This window comes from Marivita hallyeonensis (assembly GCF_900129875.1).
GTDB lineage: Bacteria > Pseudomonadota > Alphaproteobacteria > Rhodobacterales > Rhodobacteraceae > Marivita > Marivita hallyeonensis.
Genome location: NZ_FQXC01000003.1, coordinates 690,980 through 706,370 on the forward strand (window position 1 = coordinate 690,980; position 15,391 = coordinate 706,370).

Annotated in this window: 17 protein-coding genes; 11 read left to right on the forward strand and 6 right to left on the reverse strand. The window is 61.8% G+C overall.

Annotation, left to right across the window (positions count from 1 at the left end):
* Window positions 1-13: 13 nt before the first annotated feature.
* From BUA42_RS12690 to BUA42_RS12710, 5 genes are read left to right on the forward strand one after another with little or no spacing between them, the layout of a single operon-like run.
* Complete coding sequence (locus BUA42_RS12690) at window positions 14-910, forward strand: formate dehydrogenase accessory sulfurtransferase FdhD (protein ID WP_072778309.1); 897 nt, start codon at window positions 14-16, stop codon at window positions 908-910.
* A complete protein-coding gene (gene mobA, locus BUA42_RS12695) occupies window positions 907-1,539 on the forward strand; it encodes a molybdenum cofactor guanylyltransferase MobA (protein WP_072778310.1) in 633 nt (210 codons plus the stop codon). Before BUA42_RS12690 ends, mobA begins: the two co-directional genes overlap by 4 nt.
* The gene (gene mobB / locus BUA42_RS12700) at window positions 1,536-2,027 is read left to right on the forward strand and encodes a molybdopterin-guanine dinucleotide biosynthesis protein B (RefSeq protein WP_072778312.1); all 492 of its coding nucleotides are present in this window, start codon (window positions 1,536-1,538) and stop codon (window positions 2,025-2,027) included. The genes mobA and mobB overlap by 4 nt, the downstream gene beginning before the upstream one ends.
* Window positions 2,024-2,869 (forward strand): molybdopterin guanine dinucleotide synthesis, encoded by an 846-nt coding sequence (locus BUA42_RS12705; protein WP_245819004.1) that lies wholly within the window; start codon window positions 2,024-2,026, stop codon window positions 2,867-2,869. The genes mobB and BUA42_RS12705 overlap by 4 nt, the downstream gene beginning before the upstream one ends.
* Window positions 2,859-4,115, forward strand: coding sequence for a molybdopterin-binding protein (locus BUA42_RS12710; protein ID WP_072778313.1), 1,257 nt, complete (start codon window positions 2,859-2,861; stop codon window positions 4,113-4,115). The genes BUA42_RS12705 and BUA42_RS12710 overlap by 11 nt, the downstream gene beginning before the upstream one ends.
* A 73-nt stretch (window positions 4,116-4,188) precedes the next feature.
* Here the strand turns inward: BUA42_RS12710 and BUA42_RS12715 are convergent, their stop codons facing one another.
* The gene (locus BUA42_RS12715; protein ID WP_072778314.1) at window positions 4,189-5,196 is read right to left on the reverse strand and encodes a hypothetical protein; all 1,008 of its coding nucleotides are present in this window, start codon (window positions 5,194-5,196) and stop codon (window positions 4,189-4,191) included.
* A 16-nt stretch (window positions 5,197-5,212) separates the two neighbouring features.
* Window positions 5,213-5,683, reverse strand: coding sequence for a transcription elongation factor GreA (gene greA / locus BUA42_RS12720; protein WP_072778316.1), 471 nt, complete (start codon window positions 5,681-5,683; stop codon window positions 5,213-5,215).
* 274 nt (window positions 5,684-5,957) lie between these two features.
* Here greA and BUA42_RS12725 point away from each other — a divergent pair, with 274 nt between their 5' ends.
* The 3 genes from BUA42_RS12725 (at window position 5,958) to BUA42_RS12735 (ending at window position 10,284) form a co-directional block, all read left to right on the forward strand.
* On the forward strand, window positions 5,958-7,607 hold the full coding sequence (locus BUA42_RS12725; protein ID WP_072778317.1) for an electron transfer flavoprotein-ubiquinone oxidoreductase: 1,650 nt from the start codon (window positions 5,958-5,960) through the stop codon (window positions 7,605-7,607).
* A gap of 99 nt (window positions 7,608-7,706) precedes the next feature.
* On the forward strand, window positions 7,707-9,434 hold the full coding sequence (locus BUA42_RS12730) for a tetratricopeptide repeat protein (RefSeq protein ID WP_072778319.1): 1,728 nt from the start codon (window positions 7,707-7,709) through the stop codon (window positions 9,432-9,434).
* Window positions 9,418-10,284, forward strand: a complete 867-nt coding sequence (locus BUA42_RS12735) for a 4-(cytidine 5'-diphospho)-2-C-methyl-D-erythritol kinase (protein WP_072778320.1) — start codon at window positions 9,418-9,420, stop codon at window positions 10,282-10,284. Before BUA42_RS12730 ends, BUA42_RS12735 begins: the two co-directional genes overlap by 17 nt.
* A gap of 4 nt (window positions 10,285-10,288) precedes the next feature.
* Here BUA42_RS12735 and BUA42_RS12740 read toward each other — a convergent pair whose 3' ends face one another.
* On the reverse strand, window positions 10,289-11,287 hold the full coding sequence (locus BUA42_RS12740; protein WP_072778473.1) for a polyprenyl synthetase family protein: 999 nt from the start codon (window positions 11,285-11,287) through the stop codon (window positions 10,289-10,291).
* Between the two features lie 56 nt (window positions 11,288-11,343).
* Here BUA42_RS12740 and BUA42_RS12745 point away from each other — a divergent pair, with 56 nt between their 5' ends.
* The 3 genes from BUA42_RS12745 (at window position 11,344) to BUA42_RS12755 (ending at window position 12,599) form a co-directional block, all read left to right on the forward strand.
* Window positions 11,344-11,559, forward strand: a complete 216-nt coding sequence (locus BUA42_RS12745; protein WP_072778321.1) for a putative signal transducing protein — start codon at window positions 11,344-11,346, stop codon at window positions 11,557-11,559.
* Complete coding sequence (locus BUA42_RS12750; RefSeq protein ID WP_072778323.1) at window positions 11,549-12,334, forward strand: tRNA1(Val) (adenine(37)-N6)-methyltransferase; 786 nt, start codon at window positions 11,549-11,551, stop codon at window positions 12,332-12,334. The genes BUA42_RS12745 and BUA42_RS12750 overlap by 11 nt, the downstream gene beginning before the upstream one ends.
* A 103-nt stretch (window positions 12,335-12,437) precedes the next feature.
* Entirely contained in the window at window positions 12,438-12,599 is a 162-nt protein-coding gene (locus tag BUA42_RS12755) for a YdcH family protein (RefSeq protein ID WP_072778324.1), read from the forward strand.
* Window positions 12,600-12,629: 30 nt separating this feature from the next.
* Here the strand turns inward: BUA42_RS12755 and BUA42_RS12760 are convergent, their stop codons facing one another.
* From BUA42_RS12760 to BUA42_RS12770, 3 genes are all read right to left on the reverse strand, one after another.
* A complete protein-coding gene (locus tag BUA42_RS12760; RefSeq protein WP_072778325.1) occupies window positions 12,630-13,568 on the reverse strand; it encodes a transcriptional regulator GcvA in 939 nt (312 codons plus the stop codon).
* Between the two features lie 293 nt (window positions 13,569-13,861).
* On the reverse strand, window positions 13,862-14,470 hold the full coding sequence (locus BUA42_RS12765) for an alpha/beta hydrolase (RefSeq protein WP_245819005.1): 609 nt from the start codon (window positions 14,468-14,470) through the stop codon (window positions 13,862-13,864).
* Window positions 14,451-15,383: a VOC family protein gene (locus BUA42_RS12770; protein WP_072778328.1), complete on the reverse strand. Its 933-nt coding sequence runs from the start codon at window positions 15,381-15,383 to the stop codon at window positions 14,451-14,453. Before BUA42_RS12770 ends, BUA42_RS12765 begins: the two co-directional genes overlap by 20 nt.
* Window positions 15,384-15,391: the final 8 nt, after the last annotated feature.

A 15,391-nucleotide genomic window follows, 5' to 3' on the forward strand; every position in this document is an offset into this window, starting at 1 on the left:
ACGTAGCTGCTGGATGGGAGAGTTGCAATCTGTGCCGGATGACCTTGCCAAGGATTACGTGATTGCGCCGGACCCGGCCGCGCCCCGGCTGACGCGGCGTGTCGTGGGCACCGACCACACCGGCGCCGAGACCGAGATCAGCGTGGTCGAGGAACGGCCGCTCACCATCTTTCTGAATGCGCAGGAGATCGTGACGGCGATGACCATCGGGGACTATCCCGAATACCTTGCAGTCGGATTTCTGCGCAATCAGGGCATGCTGCGCGACGACGATGTCGTGACCCGCGTCGACTATGACGAGGATCTCGAGGTCGTCGTGGTCCGGACCGAGCGCAAGACGACCTACGAGGAGAAGGTCAAGAAGAAGACCCGCACCAGCGGTTGCGCGGTGGGTACGGTCTTCGGCGACATGATGGAGGGGTTGGACAAGGTCGTTCTGCCGCAAACCGAACTGCGCACCTCGTGGCTCTATGCACTGGCGCACAGGATAAACACGACCCCGTCTTTGTATCTTGAGGCAGGGGCCATTCACGGCACGGTTCTGTGTCACCAAGACCGCCCGCTGGTCTACATGGAGGACGTGGGCCGCCACAATGCTGTGGACAAGATTGCCGGATGGATGTTTCAGGAAGGCGTCAGTGCTGGCGACAAGATCCTCTATACAACCGGACGGCTGACGTCGGAGATGGTGATCAAGACCGCGCTGATGGGTATCCCGGTGCTTGCCTCCCGATCGGGCTTTACAGCCTGGGGCGTTGAGATCGCGCGTCAGGTTGGGCTCACCTGCATCGGGCGCATGCGCGGCAAGCGGTTTGTCTGCCTGTCCGGGGAAGAGCGGCTGGTCCGCGACATGGATCCGGACGCGGTGCCCGAGGAAAGCAAAAAACACCGTCGAAAGAGCGTGGAATGACGAAACCGGTGGGTGTCATTCTGGCCGGCGGGCTGGCCACCCGCATGGGCGGCGGGGACAAGGCGTTGCGGACCGTCGGTGGCAAGACGCTGTTGCAGAGGGTGATCGACCGGCTTGCGCCGCAGGTGGCGGGGATGGCCCTGAATGCCAATGGAGACCCCGCGCGGTTCGAGGCCTTTGGCCTGCCGGTGCTGCCCGACAGCATTTCAGGCTTTCCCGGACCACTTGCAGGTGTACTCGCCGGGCTCGACTGGGCGGCAGAGCAGGGGGCGGACCGGATCGTGACCGTCGCGGGCGACACACCGTTCTTTCCGGACACCCTGGTGGCGCGTTTGGAAGATACGGCGCGTGGCATGGCGCATCCCTTGGTCCTTGCCGCCACGCCCCGAGGGGAGGAAAAGACCAAATCCATGAGCAAGTCCGGTCTGATCCGGCATCCGACCTTCGGCCTGTGGCCCGTTGCTCTGCGCGAAGATCTGCGCACCGCCCTGCAGGATGGGATCAAGAAGGTGGTGATCTGGACAGAGAAACATGGCGGGCGCGAAGCGGTGTTTCCGACCGAGGGTGGCGATCCGTTCTTCAACGTCAACACCCCCGAGGACCTTGAAACGGCAGAGGCGCTGGCATGAAGCTCTATGGTGTGACGGGGTGGAAGAACGCCGGGAAAACCGGGCTGATGGAGCGGCTGGTGACCGACATCACGGGCCGCGGTCTGACAGTGTCGACCGTGAAACATGCCCACCACACCTTTGACGTGGACCATCCCGGCAAGGACAGCCACCGCCACCGTGTGGCTGGTGCGACCGAGGTGCTGCTTGCCTCGCGCAATCGGTTTGCCCTGATGCATGAGTTGCGCGCGGAAGAGGAACCGACACTGGACGCGCTTCTGTCGAAGCTGATGCCCGTCGATCTGGTTCTGGTCGAAGGCTACAAGCGCGACCGACATCCGAAGATCGAAGCGTTTCGCGGCGAAACCGGAAACGAACTGATCGCACCGGGGGACCCGACAATCCGTGCCGTGGCGAGCGACACGCCGCTCGATCTGGACCGCCCGGTTTTCGACCTTAACGACACGGTTGCCATCGCCGATTTCATCCTTGCCGAGGTGGGGCTGTGACCCGGTTCGATACGGCGCTCATGGTCGATTGGTCCGGTGGCAACGATCGCGGTGCGGTGCCGAAGGCCGATGCTATCTGGGCCTGCCTTGCCCGCGCTGGTGTCACAGATGCGCCAGTCTACCTGCGCAATCGGCAAGAGGCCGAGGCGTGGATCACCGACGTGATCGACCGTGAACTGACCGCCGGGCGTCGGGTCATCGCGGGGTTCGACTTTCCGTTTGGCTACCCGGAAGGCTTTGCCGGTGCGTTGGTCGGAACCGCCAATCCGCTGATCCTCTGGAGCTGGTTCGAGGCGCGGATTGAAGACAGTCCCAAAGCCAACAACCGCTTTGACGTAGCCGGAGAGATCAACGCGCTTTATCCGGCCGAGGGGCCGTTCTGGGGAAATGCGCTCAAGCGCGACATCGCGCACCTGCCGCGCAAGAAACACCTTACGCGACCCAATGGACTGTCCGAAAAGCGACGGGTCGAACGCCGGGCGAAGGGGGCGTTTTCTGTCTGGCAACTGGCCGGGGCCGGGTCTGTCGGGTCTCAGGTGATGATGGGTCTGCCGGTCCTGTCCCGCCTGCGCCGACGATTTGCGTCACAGGCGCGCGTCTGGCCGTTCGAGGCCTTGGACACATCACTTGCTCTCGTTGAAATCTGGCCGTCCCTTTTCGTGGGCCCGCCGCCGGGTGACATGGTCAAGGATGCGTGGCAAGTGCAGGAGGTCGCGCGCGTCGTGTCGGCGTTGCCGGAAGAGACCGTTGGCCGGATGTTGTGCGTCGATGCGCCCGAAGAGGGTTGGATCCTCGGCGTCGGGAATGGAGACGAGGAGGTGTTGCGCGCCCATGCCGTTTGAACCGCCGCCGCTTCGTAACGATTGCTTTGCCTTGCCCGCCGGCGTGGACTGGACGCCGGTGGATGATGCGCTGGCGCTATTGCGGGACCGGATGACGCCGGTCGTCGGGACCGAAACGGTGCCGCTCATGCAGGCGCAGGGGCGGGTTCTGGCCCGCGATCTGGTGGCAAAACGGTCCAACCCGCCGCATCCCAACACGGCTGTTGATGGGTACGGGTTTGCCGGCGACGCGATCGGTGAGGGCCCTCAGACCATGCCTTTGGTCAATGGACGCGCTGCGGCGGGTGCGCCGTTTGCGGGGTCGGTTCCGCGCGGCCATGCGATCCGGGTTCTGACGGGTGCGGATTTGCCCGACGGCGTCGATACGGTGGTTCTGGATGAAGACGTGCGCATCGGCGACGGTCAGGTCGCGTTTCGCGGTCCGCTCAAGCGCGGCGCGAACACGCGCAAGGCGGGGGAGGACGTGGTTGCAGGCGATAATGCGCTGCGTGCCGGGCGCTGTCTTACCCCGGCGGACCTGGCTTTGGCGGCGGCGGTGGGGCATGGCGCGCTCGACGTGCGCAAGCGATTGCGGGTGGCGGTGCTCTCGACCGGGGACGAGATTGTGGAGCCGGGGACGGCGGCCGGTGACGGTCAGATCTTCGATGCCAACCGCCCGATGCTTCTCAGCCTCTGCGCCAGCTTCGGGTTTGACGCTGTGGACATGGGATGCGCGCCGGATGACCGCTCCGCCGTGCGGGACGCCTTGGATATGGCGGCAGCGCAGGCCGACGTGATCCTGACCTCCGGTGGCGCATCGGCGGGTGACGAAGATCACATCTCGGCGCTGTTGCGCGAAACCGGCGCGATGCAGGAATGGCGGATTGCGCTGAAACCGGGGCGGCCTCTGGCGCTTGGATTATGGAACGATGCTCCGGTCTTCGGCCTGCCGGGCAATCCGGTGGCGGCGCTGGTCTGTACGCTGATCTTTGCGCGCCCCGCGATGGGTGTGCTTGCCGGAGCAGAGTGGCGGGATCCACAAGGCTTTAGCGTGCCCGCCGCGTTCGAGAAGAAAAAGAAACCGGGACGGCGGGAATACCTTCGCGCGCGCATGCGGGACGGTGCGGTGGAGGTGTTCAAGTCGGAAGGATCGGGCCGGATCAGCGGGCTGAGCTGGGCGGATGGCTTGGTCGAATTGCCGGACGGCGCGGTCCATGTCAGCCCGGGTGACCCGGTCCGTTACATTCCGTTCTCTGCGTTCCTTTGATCGGCGCCAAGATTTTTCGTAAGAAAAATCTGTGCCTCTCCAGTAATTTCTGGGAATTTCGTTAAGATATCGTTCAGTCGAACGTGCCCGTCACCCGGCCCAACAACATGAAGGCGCGTGCGGTGCGGGTGCCGGCCAATTCCGAGATTTCCGCATCGGTCGCGGTTTCCTCGAACCGGGCAAATCCCTTGTCGAACAGCCGCAGAAAATGGTGCGCGGCATCCCGGAAGATCGGGTCCTGTTTCATCCGTCCCGCCGCAAGTGCCAGAGACGACCTGTCTCGCACGCCACCAAGGGCGGCAATCGTGCGACCGCGTTCGCCTTTGGCAAATCGCCGCCACAGCTCGGGTCGCGCCATATCGGGACGCAGATCGTCCATGTAGATGCCATCCTGACTGAGCAGGGTCAGGACATCCTGCGCAGCTTGCACCAGCTGGGCGGACGGACGGTCCTTGAGCGCGCGGCGCAGCGCGGCAAACCCTTCCTGATCGTCCGCGGTCTCCGGAAAATGCAGCGCGCGGATGAAATCCGACGTCGACAGGGGCGGTTGGAGCGCCTCCGCGGGGGTGCCAAGAGCCAGCGTCGGTTGATCGCCAATGTCAGGGTCGGGCGCCGCCGCCTGGACCGCGATTTGCGCCGCGCGGGTCGAGGTGAACATCGCCAGCGTGGTCTCTGCCTTTTTCTGCGCGTCGGCGATCTCTTCGAGCTTTTTCACGATCGACGGATGTGGATGATGGTCGCGCCCGCCGGCCTGGTTCTGCGTGATATAGGCATGGCGGATGGCGTCGATCGCTGTCTGCAGGCGTCCGCTTTCTTCGCGGATGATGCGCGAGGCGCGCACGGCCACGGCGGCGACCCAGATCATGCCGACGGGAAAGAACACAACCAGGATCACGAGCAGAAAGCGCAGACCGCCATCACCCTCGCTGTCCGAAAAGGCCAGAAACAATGTCGAGATGATAAGCCACACGACGCTGAGCGCGGCGGCGGTCAATTCGATGCCGCTTAGACTATTGGTACGCTCACCTGGGCGCATCAGGGTGGCGGGCGGTTTCGGGCGAACCTCTTTTTGCTCTGTCATCGTAAGGCCCAACCGATCAGATATATTCGATCTTCAGCACTTCGTAGGATTTCTCCCCGCCGGGCGTGCGCACTTCGACGCTGTCGCCTTCCTCCTTGCCGATCAGCGCGCGTGCGATGGGGGATTTGATGTTCAGAAGACCTTTTTCGATATTGGCCTCATGCTCTCCGACGATTTGCCAGGTTTTTTCTTCGTCCGTGTCTTCATCGACAAGCGTAACCGTCGCGCCGAACTTCACCGCACCCGACAGCTTGGTGGGATCGATCACATCGACCAGCCCCAGCACGCTTTCGAGTTCCTTGATCCGGCCCTCGATGAACCCCTGTTTTTCGCGCGCCGAATGATACTCGGCGTTTTCCTTCAGGTCGCCCAGTTCGCGCGCTTCGGCGATGGCCTGAATGATCGCCGGACGCTCTTCGGATTTGAGCGTTTTCAATTCGGCTTCGAGCGCGGCATGGCCCGCGCGGGTCATCGGTATCTTTTCCATGGGACGGTCCCCTCTGGTCGTCTGAGCTTGCGCTCACGTGCCATATGTTATGGCGCGGTCTAAACATGTCATCTGCGTTGGCACAAGACTGACCCGACCCTTTTGGGAAACGCAAGGGGGCTTGCGTGTCGTCGGCGTCCGTCGGCGCACGAAAATGGGGCAGGTACGGCGAATCGTCGGTTGTAACGCGGTGTCGCGATTGACCCCTTATCATGCGCGGGTTACGTCCCCTGTCAGGTTTTCGACACGCGATTTTTCTAGGAAAGAGCCAGACATGAGCGAACAGACGCGCGAAGCGATGGAGTACGACGTTGTCATCGTCGGAGCAGGCCCCGCCGGCTTGTCAGCCGCGATCCGGTTAAAGCAGTTGGATGCGGATCTGAACGTTGTGGTGCTTGAAAAAGGCTCCGAGGTGGGCGCGCATATCCTTTCGGGCGCGGTGCTTGATCCGGTAGGTCTCGATGCGCTGATCCCGGACTGGAAGGAAAAGGGCGCCCCGCTGAACGTCCCCGTGAAGGACGATAATTTCTACATGCTGGGCGAGGCAGGCCAGATCCGTATTCCCAACTGGCCCATGCCGCCGCTGATGAACAACCATGGCAATTACATCGTCTCGATGGGCAATGTGTGCCGCTGGATGGCGGAGCAGGCCGAAGAACTTGGCGTAGAGGTATTCCCGGGCATGGCGTGTTCCGAGATCGTCTACGGCGAAAACGGCGAGGTCAAAGGCGTCGTTGCCGGGGAATTCGGCAAGAACCCGGATGGCACCCCTGGCCCCGGATACGAGCCGGGGATGGAACTGCTCGGCAAGTATGTCTTCCTCGGTGAAGGCGTGCGCGGCAGCCTGTCAAAAGAGGTGATCGAGAAGTTCGATCTCTCGAAAGGCAAGGAGCCGCAGAAATTCGGCCTTGGCATGAAAGAGATCTGGGAGATCGACCCGGCCAAGCACAAGGAAGGGTCTGTCACGCACACGATGGGCTGGCCGCTTGGATCGAATGCGGGCGGTGGATCGTTCATTTACCACCTCGACAACAATCAGGTCTATGTCGGCTTCGTGGTGCACCTGAACTACGAGAACCCGCACCTTTACCCCTACATGGAGTTCCAGCGCTTCAAGCATCATCCGATGGTGAAAGAGCTACTCGAGGGCGGTAAGCGCGTGGCCTACGGCGCGCGGGCGATCAGCGAAGGCGGGTATCAGTCGATGCCTAAGATGGTGGCGCCGGGTGTGGCGCTACTGGGCTGTTCGGTGGGCATGGTCAACGTGCCGCGCATCAAGGGCAATCACAACGCGATGCTGTCCGGCAAGGCAGCGGCAGAGGCGGCCTATGCGGCGATCAAGGACGGTCGCGCGTCGGATGAGCTGTCCGATTACGAGACCGACGTGCGCGAAGGCGCCATCGGTGCGGACCTCAAGAAGGTGCGCAACGTGAAGCCGATGTGGTCGAAATACGGTCTTACGGCCTCGCTCACCCTTGGCGGGTTCGACATGTGGACCAACACTCTGGGCTTTTCACTGTTCGGCATGATGGGTCACGGCAAGACCGACGCCGAAGCCACCGGCGAAGCGTCCAAGTTCAAACCGATCGAGTATCCGAAACCCGATGGCAAGCTGTCCTTCGACCGTTTGACCAACGTGTCCTTCTCGGCCACCAACCACGAGGAAAGCCAGCCGGCGCATCTCAAGCTCAAGGACCCGTCGATTCCGGTCTCGGTCAACCTGCCGAAGTACGGTGGGCCCTCCGCCCGTTACTGTCCGGCGGGGGTCTACGAATTTGTGAAGGACGAAAATGACGACGACAAGTTCGTCATCAACTTCCAGAACTGCGTCCACTGTAAAACCTGCGATATCAAGGACCCGAGCCAGAACATCAACTGGACGGTGCCGCAGGGGGGTGACGGGCCGAACTACCCGAACATGTAAGATCACGAAGGCCGGGCGAGTGCCCGGCCTTTTGCGTTGGTTGCGTGTGCAAGAAGCGCGCGCTACGCTCCGCCGAAATTGTCCGATTGGGAGACATGCATGCCTTCTTCGAACGTGAAACGCCTCTTGGGAACAGCCGCCGTCGCGCTGTGCCTTATGACTCCCGGAGGTGTTGTCGCCAGCAGCCTTGCAGGCGATTATCTGGCCGGCCGCCAGGCGAGCTTTGACGGCGACATCCAGGCCGCAGCCAGGCATTACGGCCGCGCCGTAATGTTCGACGCAACAAATCCACTGCTTCTGGAACGCGCCACACTGGCTGAGATTTCGCTGGGCGATCTGGAGCGGGCCGCGTCTCTGGCGTCGAAACTCGTCGATGACGGGCACCGCAGCCAGGTTGCGCAGATGGCATTGGTGGCGCAGGTCGCGGAAGCCGAAGACTACGAAACCCTGATCGCCATGGTCGAAGACGACCGTGGTGTCGGTCCGCTTGTCGATGGTCTGCTTATCGCCTGGGCGCGCCTTGGCACAGGTGATATGTCAGCGGCACTGGTTCAGTTCGACGACCTTGCCGGTCAGCAAGGCCTCGCCAATTTCGCCATGTACCACAAGGCGCTGGCGCTGGCATCGGTGGGCGATTTCGAAAGCGCTGGCGCAATCCTCGAGGACGCGGGCACCGGCGCAATGCAACTGACCCGTCGCGGTGTGATGGCGCATGTCGAGGTGCTCAGCCAGCTTGACCGCAACGACGATGCGCTGACCCTGATCGAAACGGCCTTCGGTTCAGAGCTTGATCCCGGTCTGTCACAGATGAAGACAGCACTCGAAGCGGGTGAGGCCTTGCCGTTCACCCATATCCGCGGTGCCCGTGATGGTCTGGCCGAGGTGTTCTACACACTGGCGGCCGCGCTCGCGAACGAAGCGAATGACGAATTCACCCTGCTCTACACCCGCGTGGCAGAGCATCTGCGCCCCGGGCACGTCGATGCGATCTTGCTCTCGGCAAGCCTGTTGGACGAGATGGGCCAATCGGAGCTTGCGGTAAAAGCCTACGGCAGCGTGCCTGACGACCATCCGGCGTACCATGCGGCGGAACTGGGTCGTGCGGCGGCCCTGCGCGACAGTGACCGGGTCGATGCGGCCATCGAGGTGCTCGAGCGCCTGTCGAAGACACACGCGGATCAGCCGCTCGTGCATTCGACGCTGGGCGACACCATGCGCCAGCTAGAGCGCTACGAAGAAGCCGTCGTGTCCTACACCAATGCGCTTGACCTATTCGAGGTGGAGGGCCGCAACCAATGGTTCCTGCACTATGCGCGCGCGATCAGCTACGAACGGCTGGATCGGTGGGACGAGGCCGAGGCCGATTTCCGCGCCGCGCTCGAATTGAACCCGGATCAGCCTCAGGTGCTGAACTACCTCGGCTATTCGCTGGTGGAGAAGCAGATCAAGCTGGACGAAGCGCTCGACATGATTGAACGCGCGGCGGCGGCACGACCCGACAGCGGCTACATCATCGACAGCTTGGGCTGGGTGCTCTACCGGCTTGGCCGATATGAAGAGGCCGTGGGCCACATGGAACGCGCGGCGGAGCTGATGCCGGTCGACCCGATCGTGAACGACCATCTGGGTGACGTCTATTGGGCCGTCGGGCGCAAGACCGAGGCACGATTCCAGTGGCGTCGCGCCTTGTCGTTCACCGTCTACGGCACCACGGCCGAGGAAGTGGACGCAGACCGTATCCGACGTAAACTCGACGTTGGCCTCGATCAGGTCCTGGCGGAAGAGGGTGCTCCGCCGCTGCAAGTGGCTAATGACAACGGCGATTGAGGCGTTTGCGCCAGCAAAGATCAATCTGACGCTGCATGTCACAGGCGTCCGAAGCGACGGGTATCACGTGCTTGAGTCGCTCGTGGTCTTTGCCGATTGCGGCGACAGGCTGCTGGTCTCGCCATCGGAAAGCCTGTCGCTGACAGTGGATGGCCCGTTCGCACAGGGTGTGCCGACCGACAACAGTAACCTCGTGATGCAGGCGGCCGAACGGTTGCGGAACCTGCGCGGGATCACACAGGGCGCCACGATAAACCTGACCAAGACCTTGCCGCATGGTGCGGGTATCGGTGGTGGGTCGAGTGATGCGGCTGCCGCCATTCGTGGGCTGGCAGAGTTATGGGGTGTTGCACCCTTGAGCGGGCAGGAGGCTTTGCCGCTTGGCGCCGACGTCCCTGTGTGCCTCTGCGCGCCTACGGCCACCCAGATGCGCGGGATCGGCGATGTGCTCGCAACGGCCCCATATCAACTCAAGGGCTGGCTCGTCCTGGTGAATCCGGGCGTTGTCGTGCCGACCGGCAAGGTCTTTGCCCGGCATGATGCGCTTTATGACTTCACTCCCGCCAATCTTGAGCCGATGGACTGGATCAAGGATGACGACGACTTAGACATGTGGCTTCTGGGTCAGCGTAATGACCTGACGAAGGTCGCCAGCGACAGCTCCATCGCGCCGGTTGTTCAGGACGTCCTGAAAGAGCTCCGTGTCGGTTCACGCAATGCCGATATGTCAGGTTCAGGGAGCACGTGCTGGGGGTTGTTTACGTCCGAGGACAAAGCCAAGTCATGTGCCGACCGTATCGCGGCCAAGCGTCCCGAATGGTGGGTTCGCGCGGCCCGCATCCTGCCCTGATCGGTCAGTTCACGCGCGCGACGACGTAATCGGCAAGATCGTCCAGCATGTCGCGGATCGGGTGATCCGGCAGCGTGGCCAAAGCAGTCCGCGCCTTGGCGATCCAGTCATTCGCCTCGGCCCGCGTCGCCTCCAACGTGCCGTGCTTGTTCAAGAGCGCGATGGCGTGCTCAAGATCACCGTCTTCCTGCTTGCCCTTCTCGATGGTCCGCTTCCAGAACTCTCGTTCCGTATCATCGGCCAGAGCAACGGCCTTGATCACCGGGAGGGTCAGCTTGCGCTCACGGAAGTCGTCGCCAACGTTTTTCCCGGTGGCGTCCGAACCCCAGTAATCCAGCAAATCATCCACGATCTGGAACGCAATCCCAAGGGCGTCACCATAGTCGAAAAGTGCTTTGACCCGCGCGTCGTCCATGCCCGCGATCACGCCGCCCACTTCGGTCGCGGCGGAAAACAGTGCAGCGGTTTTGCCGCGCACCACTTGAAGGTAGACCTCTTCCGTCGTGCGCAAATCCTGCGCCGCCGTCATCTGCAGGACCTCGCCTTCGGCAATTGTGGCTGCCGCATCGGACAGAATGCGCAGCACCCGGATGTTGTTCGTCTCGGTCATCAACTGGAACGACCGCGCAAAAAGGTAGTCGCCGACCAGCACGCTCGACTTGTTGTCCCAAAGCAGGTTTGCGGTGGGTCGCCCGCGCCGCCTCTCGCTCTCATCAACGACGTCGTCATGCAAAAGCGTCGCGGTGTGAATGAACTCCACCGTCGCCGCCAGTTTAACATGGTTGTCGCCCTCATAGCCGCACATCCGGGCGGACGCCAAAGTCAGCATGGGACGCAGGCGCTTGCCACCTGCCTCAACCAGATGCGCCGTGACTTCCGGGATGCGCGGTGCGTGTTCCGACGCCATGCGCTCGCGGATCAATGCGTTCACCGACGCCATGTCATCTGACAGCACGTCTGCCAAACGATCATGCGGTTTGATGGCTGGTTTGTCCAAACTCATCACCATTCCTTGTGGAAGCCTCGACAAAGCGGGGCAGGTGTTCCTACATCTTGGTCATGGAAGAGCTTCTACGGACCAACGACATTACCCTGATCCCGCTCGCCCGCGCCGTGCTTGAGGACGAGGGTATAGACAGCTTTGAATTGGACGTAAATATGAGCATTCTCGAAGGCTCTATCGGTATTCTGCCGCGTCGTCTGATGGTGCGGACCGACGAGCTGGACAAGGCCCGCCGCGTGTTGCGCGAATACGGGGTCCGGTTTGAGGACTGACCCTTTCGCCCCCGAAGACCTCGCGCGGGATGATTTTCTGGGCGGCGCTGTCCGCCTTTGGCAACCGAAGAAAGGCTATCGCGCCGGGGCCGATCCGGTACTGCTTTCTGCGACGGTTCCAGCGGTTCAGGGCGATGCCGTATTGGAATTAGGCTGCGGCGGCGGTGCCGCCTTGGCCTGCCTTGGCGCACGTGTTCCTGGCATCGAGGCGACGGGTGTGGAAATGCAACCCGCCTACGCAGATCTGGCGCAGCGCAATCTGGATGACAATGGGATTTCCGGCACGATCCACTGTGCCGATCTCATGGCGCTGCCCACCGCCGTGAAATCGCGGCGCTTCGATCACGTCCTCGCCAACCCGCCCTATTTCGAGGATCTCCGCGCGGTTGCTCCGACCGCTCCTGACCGGGCCGTGGCGCGATCAGGCGCACTTCCATTGGCGAAATGGGTCAGTGTCGCATCCAAGCGCTTGGCCCCCGGCGGGATGGCCACCTTCATCCAGCGGATCGACCGTCTGCCTGAACTGATGAGCGCATTTCACGACACGCTTGGCGCGCTGGAGCTTTGGTTGATCCAGCCGCGTACCACGCGCCCCGCCCGCCTTTTTCTGCTGCGCGGTCGCAAAGGCGCGCGGGCGGCGTTTATTTCGCACCCCCCACTCGTGCTGCACCGCGGCGAAAAACACGAAAAGGACGGCGATTCGTACACCGAAGCGGTATCAAAAGTCCTAAGATCTGCGCATCCTTTGCCGTTTCCCAGCCAAAGGCGCAGCTAAAAGCAGCATCATCGGCATAGCTTTACCGACAATGCGGGTGCAGCGTGACAGAATCCGATTTCTGTGATCGACTGGGAGTCTATCCAATTAGCAGGAGGACCTTATGAGCTTGACTTCACACCTTCAGGAACTGAAGCGGAAGCACCAAACCCTCGCTGAAGAAGTGGAACAGGCGCAACGCGCGCCAGGCGTCGACGATCTCGCGATCTCCGCCCTCAAGAAACAAAAGCTCAGACTAAAAGAAGAGATCGAGCGTCTCTCATAAGCGATTGGCCCGGGTCTTACCCGGGCTTTTTTATATCTCGGTGACAGGAACCACGGTCTTCTTCGGAAGCCGTGCCTTGATCATGTCGATCTTCTGGTCCAGCCAATCGGAAAAAGCTGCGACCTGAGGTTTCGTTTCGTGGCCTTTGGGGCAGACGAACCGGAAATGCGCTTCGGTCGACAGGGCAATGTCGAACGGGGCCACCAGAAGACCGTCAATCAGGGCGTTGGCGGCCAGCGTACTACGCATCAGAACAACGCCACCACCATTGATCGCGGCATCCACAGCGTGGTCGGCCTGCGAGAAATGCGCACCCTTCAGGGGCGGCGCTGTCAGGCCATTGGCGTTGAACCACGTGGTCCAATCCGCTTTCGGGTTGAGAAAGTCGATACTGTCCTCAAACAGCAAGGGCGCGCGAAAAAGGCTTTCCGGCGTGTCATGTTGTGCCGCCAGCGCAGGCGACATCATCGGTGCAATCCATTCGTCGATCAGGACCCGCGAATACAGCCCCCCGTCGCGGCCATAGCCATAGCGGATCGCCACATCCACATCGTCCCGCGCGAAATCGAGTAGGCGCAGACTGGCCGAGAAGCGCAGATCCACATCGGGATGGTCCTGCGCAAATTCGAACAGCTTGGGCGCCAGCACCTTCGCCGTAAAGGCAGGTCCCGCCGTCACCGTGAGCACGTTCGACTGCGCCTGCCGCCGGGCGGACCGCCATGCCGAGGTGATCAGGTCGAACCCGTCCTGCACCCCACCGCGCAAGGCCTGGCCTTCGGGCGTCAATTCGACCGCGCGGTTGAGGCGGCGAAAGACCGGTACGCCCAAATGGTCTTCAAGCGATTTGATCTGAAAGGACAGCGCGGCGGGCGTCACGTTCAATTCAGCGGCAGCTTGGGCAAAGGACATGTGCCGCGCGGCCGCCTCAAAGGCGCGAAGGGCGGTCAAAGGGGGAAGTCGGTCATTCATAATCAGATAAGTATTACTTAACTGAAGGGATGAAAAGTCTCGTTTGTCCCATAAAAGATTTGCGCCCATATTCAGGACAGTTGAAATTTACTGAAGCAAGGACAGCCCCCATGTTCGAGACACCGACAAACGCCCGCCACCGCGACGCCATCCGTGCAGCCCACAGCGCACGCAGCAAGGCTTTCGCCGACATCCTGAACTTCTTCCGTCCCGGAAAGTAGGATTGACCGCAGACCACACCGGTCCGCCGGTCTTGAAAACGCCCCCGAACCGATTGGCTCCGGGGGCGTTTTCTATTTCAGAAAGTCTTGAATGGCGGTCAGTTCGGATTGGACCAACTCGTGACCGCCGGGATGCCAGTGTTCGGCGACCTCGGTTTTCTGGCCTTTCAGATATCCGATCAAGTCACGCGTCAGAGGTGCGGGGCAGATGGGGTCCCGTTCACCTGCCGTGATCAGCCAGCGCGTGCCGTTCAGGCCCGGTTGCGGATCCGGCGACCACGGGATCAACGGATGCATCGCGATGACATCCGTAAAGATATCCGGATGTGTCAACGCCACCGCAGTCGCGATGTTCGCGCCGTTTGAGTAGCCATGCGCAATGACCCGGCTGGCCCCCGTGTCCGCGATCTTTGACCGAAGAAACGCCGCCATCGCATCGCGACGTTTGGCGAGGTCCTCCATGTCATAAACACCTTCTCCCGTGCGCCGAAAGAACCGGGCCATGCCGTGTTCTGAGACGTCTCCGCGCGGCGACACCACATGGGCGTCCGGGATCAGCTGACTGGCCAAGCCGTGAAACTGATGCTCATCCCCGCCCGTGCCGTGGAAGGTGAAGACCAAAGGCGCACCCGGTGCGCCCTTGGTTTCTGCGTAGACGTACTCAGTCAACAATGGGCTCAAGGTACTTCTCCTCAAGAACCGTGCGCAGATGCTCGTGCTGGGTCGGCAACTTCAGCGCTTCCCCCAGGTGGGCCGTGTCTTCGTCACGATCGAAGCCCGGCTCGTTGGTGGCCACCTCGAACAGGACGCCCCCCGGCGTGCGGAAATAGATCGCGTAGAAGTAGTCGCGGTCGATCACCGGGGTCACCTGGTACCCGGTGTCCATCAGCGCCTTGCGCACTTCGAGCTGCGTGTCGCGGTTATCGACCGAAAACGCGATATGGTGGACCGACCCGGCACCCTGATCCGCCATGGGTGCATCGACCTGGGTGATGTCGATCACGTTGGCCTCATTCCCGTTCGGCACATGAAACCGCGTGACATTGTCCTGGCGGTCCATCTCTTCATAGCCCATGAACTTGAGCAATTCGGCGCTGGCCCCAGCATCTCGCAGCCGCATGTCGGCGCTGTGGAAGCCGCGAATGGCCACGTCCTCGGACACGCCGTTGTTGGTCCATGGTGTCCGCGTGTCGCCGTCGGTTTCGATCAAGGCAAAGCCATCACCGTCCGGCCCGTCGAACAGCAGACGATCCTCACCGAAGGTGGTTTCCTCTTTGATGTTCTGCACATCCAGCATGGACAGGCGGTCTTTCCAGAAGCCAAGGCTGCCTTTCGGAACGGCAAATCCCGTGATGCCGACCTCACCCGTCCCCGGGCGACCGCGTCGTGCATTGGGGAACGGGAAATAGGTCATCACCGTGCCGGGTGTTCCCGCTTCGTCGCCATAGTAAAGGTGGTACACCTCCGGCGCATCGAAGTTCACGGTTTTCTTGATCCGGCGCAGGCCGAGCGTTTTTGTAAAGAAGTCGTTGTTCGACTGCGCCCCACTGGCGAGCGACGTCACGTGGTGCAGTCCGTTGATTTGGTTCAACATGGCAGGTC

Bases quoted from the DNA above. Each gene is read 5' to 3' on its own strand.
- mobA (WP_072778310.1), top strand. From the start codon at position 907: ATGACGAAACCGGTGGGTGTCATTCTGGCCGGCGGGCTGGCCACCCGC.
- mobB (WP_072778312.1), top strand. From the start codon at position 1,536: ATGAAGCTCTATGGTGTGACGGGGTGGAAGAACGCCGGGAAAACCGGG.
- BUA42_RS12730 (WP_072778319.1), top strand. From the start codon at position 7,707: ATGCCTTCTTCGAACGTGAAACGCCTCTTGGGAACAGCCGCCGTCGCG.
- greA (WP_072778316.1), bottom strand. From the start codon at position 5,683: ATGGAAAAGATACCGATGACCCGCGCGGGCCATGCCGCGCTCGAAGCC.
- BUA42_RS12755 (WP_072778324.1), top strand. From the start codon at position 12,438: ATGAGCTTGACTTCACACCTTCAGGAACTGAAGCGGAAGCACCAAACC.
- BUA42_RS12770 (WP_072778328.1), bottom strand. From the start codon at position 15,383: ATGTTGAACCAAATCAACGGACTGCACCACGTGACGTCGCTCGCCAGT.
- BUA42_RS12690 (WP_072778309.1), top strand. From the start codon at position 14: ATGGGAGAGTTGCAATCTGTGCCGGATGACCTTGCCAAGGATTACGTG.
- BUA42_RS12725 (WP_072778317.1), top strand. From the start codon at position 5,958: ATGAGCGAACAGACGCGCGAAGCGATGGAGTACGACGTTGTCATCGTC.
- BUA42_RS12760 (WP_072778325.1), bottom strand. From the start codon at position 13,568: ATGAATGACCGACTTCCCCCTTTGACCGCCCTTCGCGCCTTTGAGGCG.
- BUA42_RS12745 (WP_072778321.1), top strand. From the start codon at position 11,344: ATGGAAGAGCTTCTACGGACCAACGACATTACCCTGATCCCGCTCGCC.
- BUA42_RS12740 (WP_072778473.1), bottom strand. From the start codon at position 11,287: ATGAGTTTGGACAAACCAGCCATCAAACCGCATGATCGTTTGGCAGAC.
- BUA42_RS12735 (WP_072778320.1), top strand. From the start codon at position 9,418: ATGACAACGGCGATTGAGGCGTTTGCGCCAGCAAAGATCAATCTGACG.
- BUA42_RS12710 (WP_072778313.1), top strand. From the start codon at position 2,859: ATGCCGTTTGAACCGCCGCCGCTTCGTAACGATTGCTTTGCCTTGCCC.
- BUA42_RS12715 (WP_072778314.1), bottom strand. From the start codon at position 5,196: ATGACAGAGCAAAAAGAGGTTCGCCCGAAACCGCCCGCCACCCTGATG.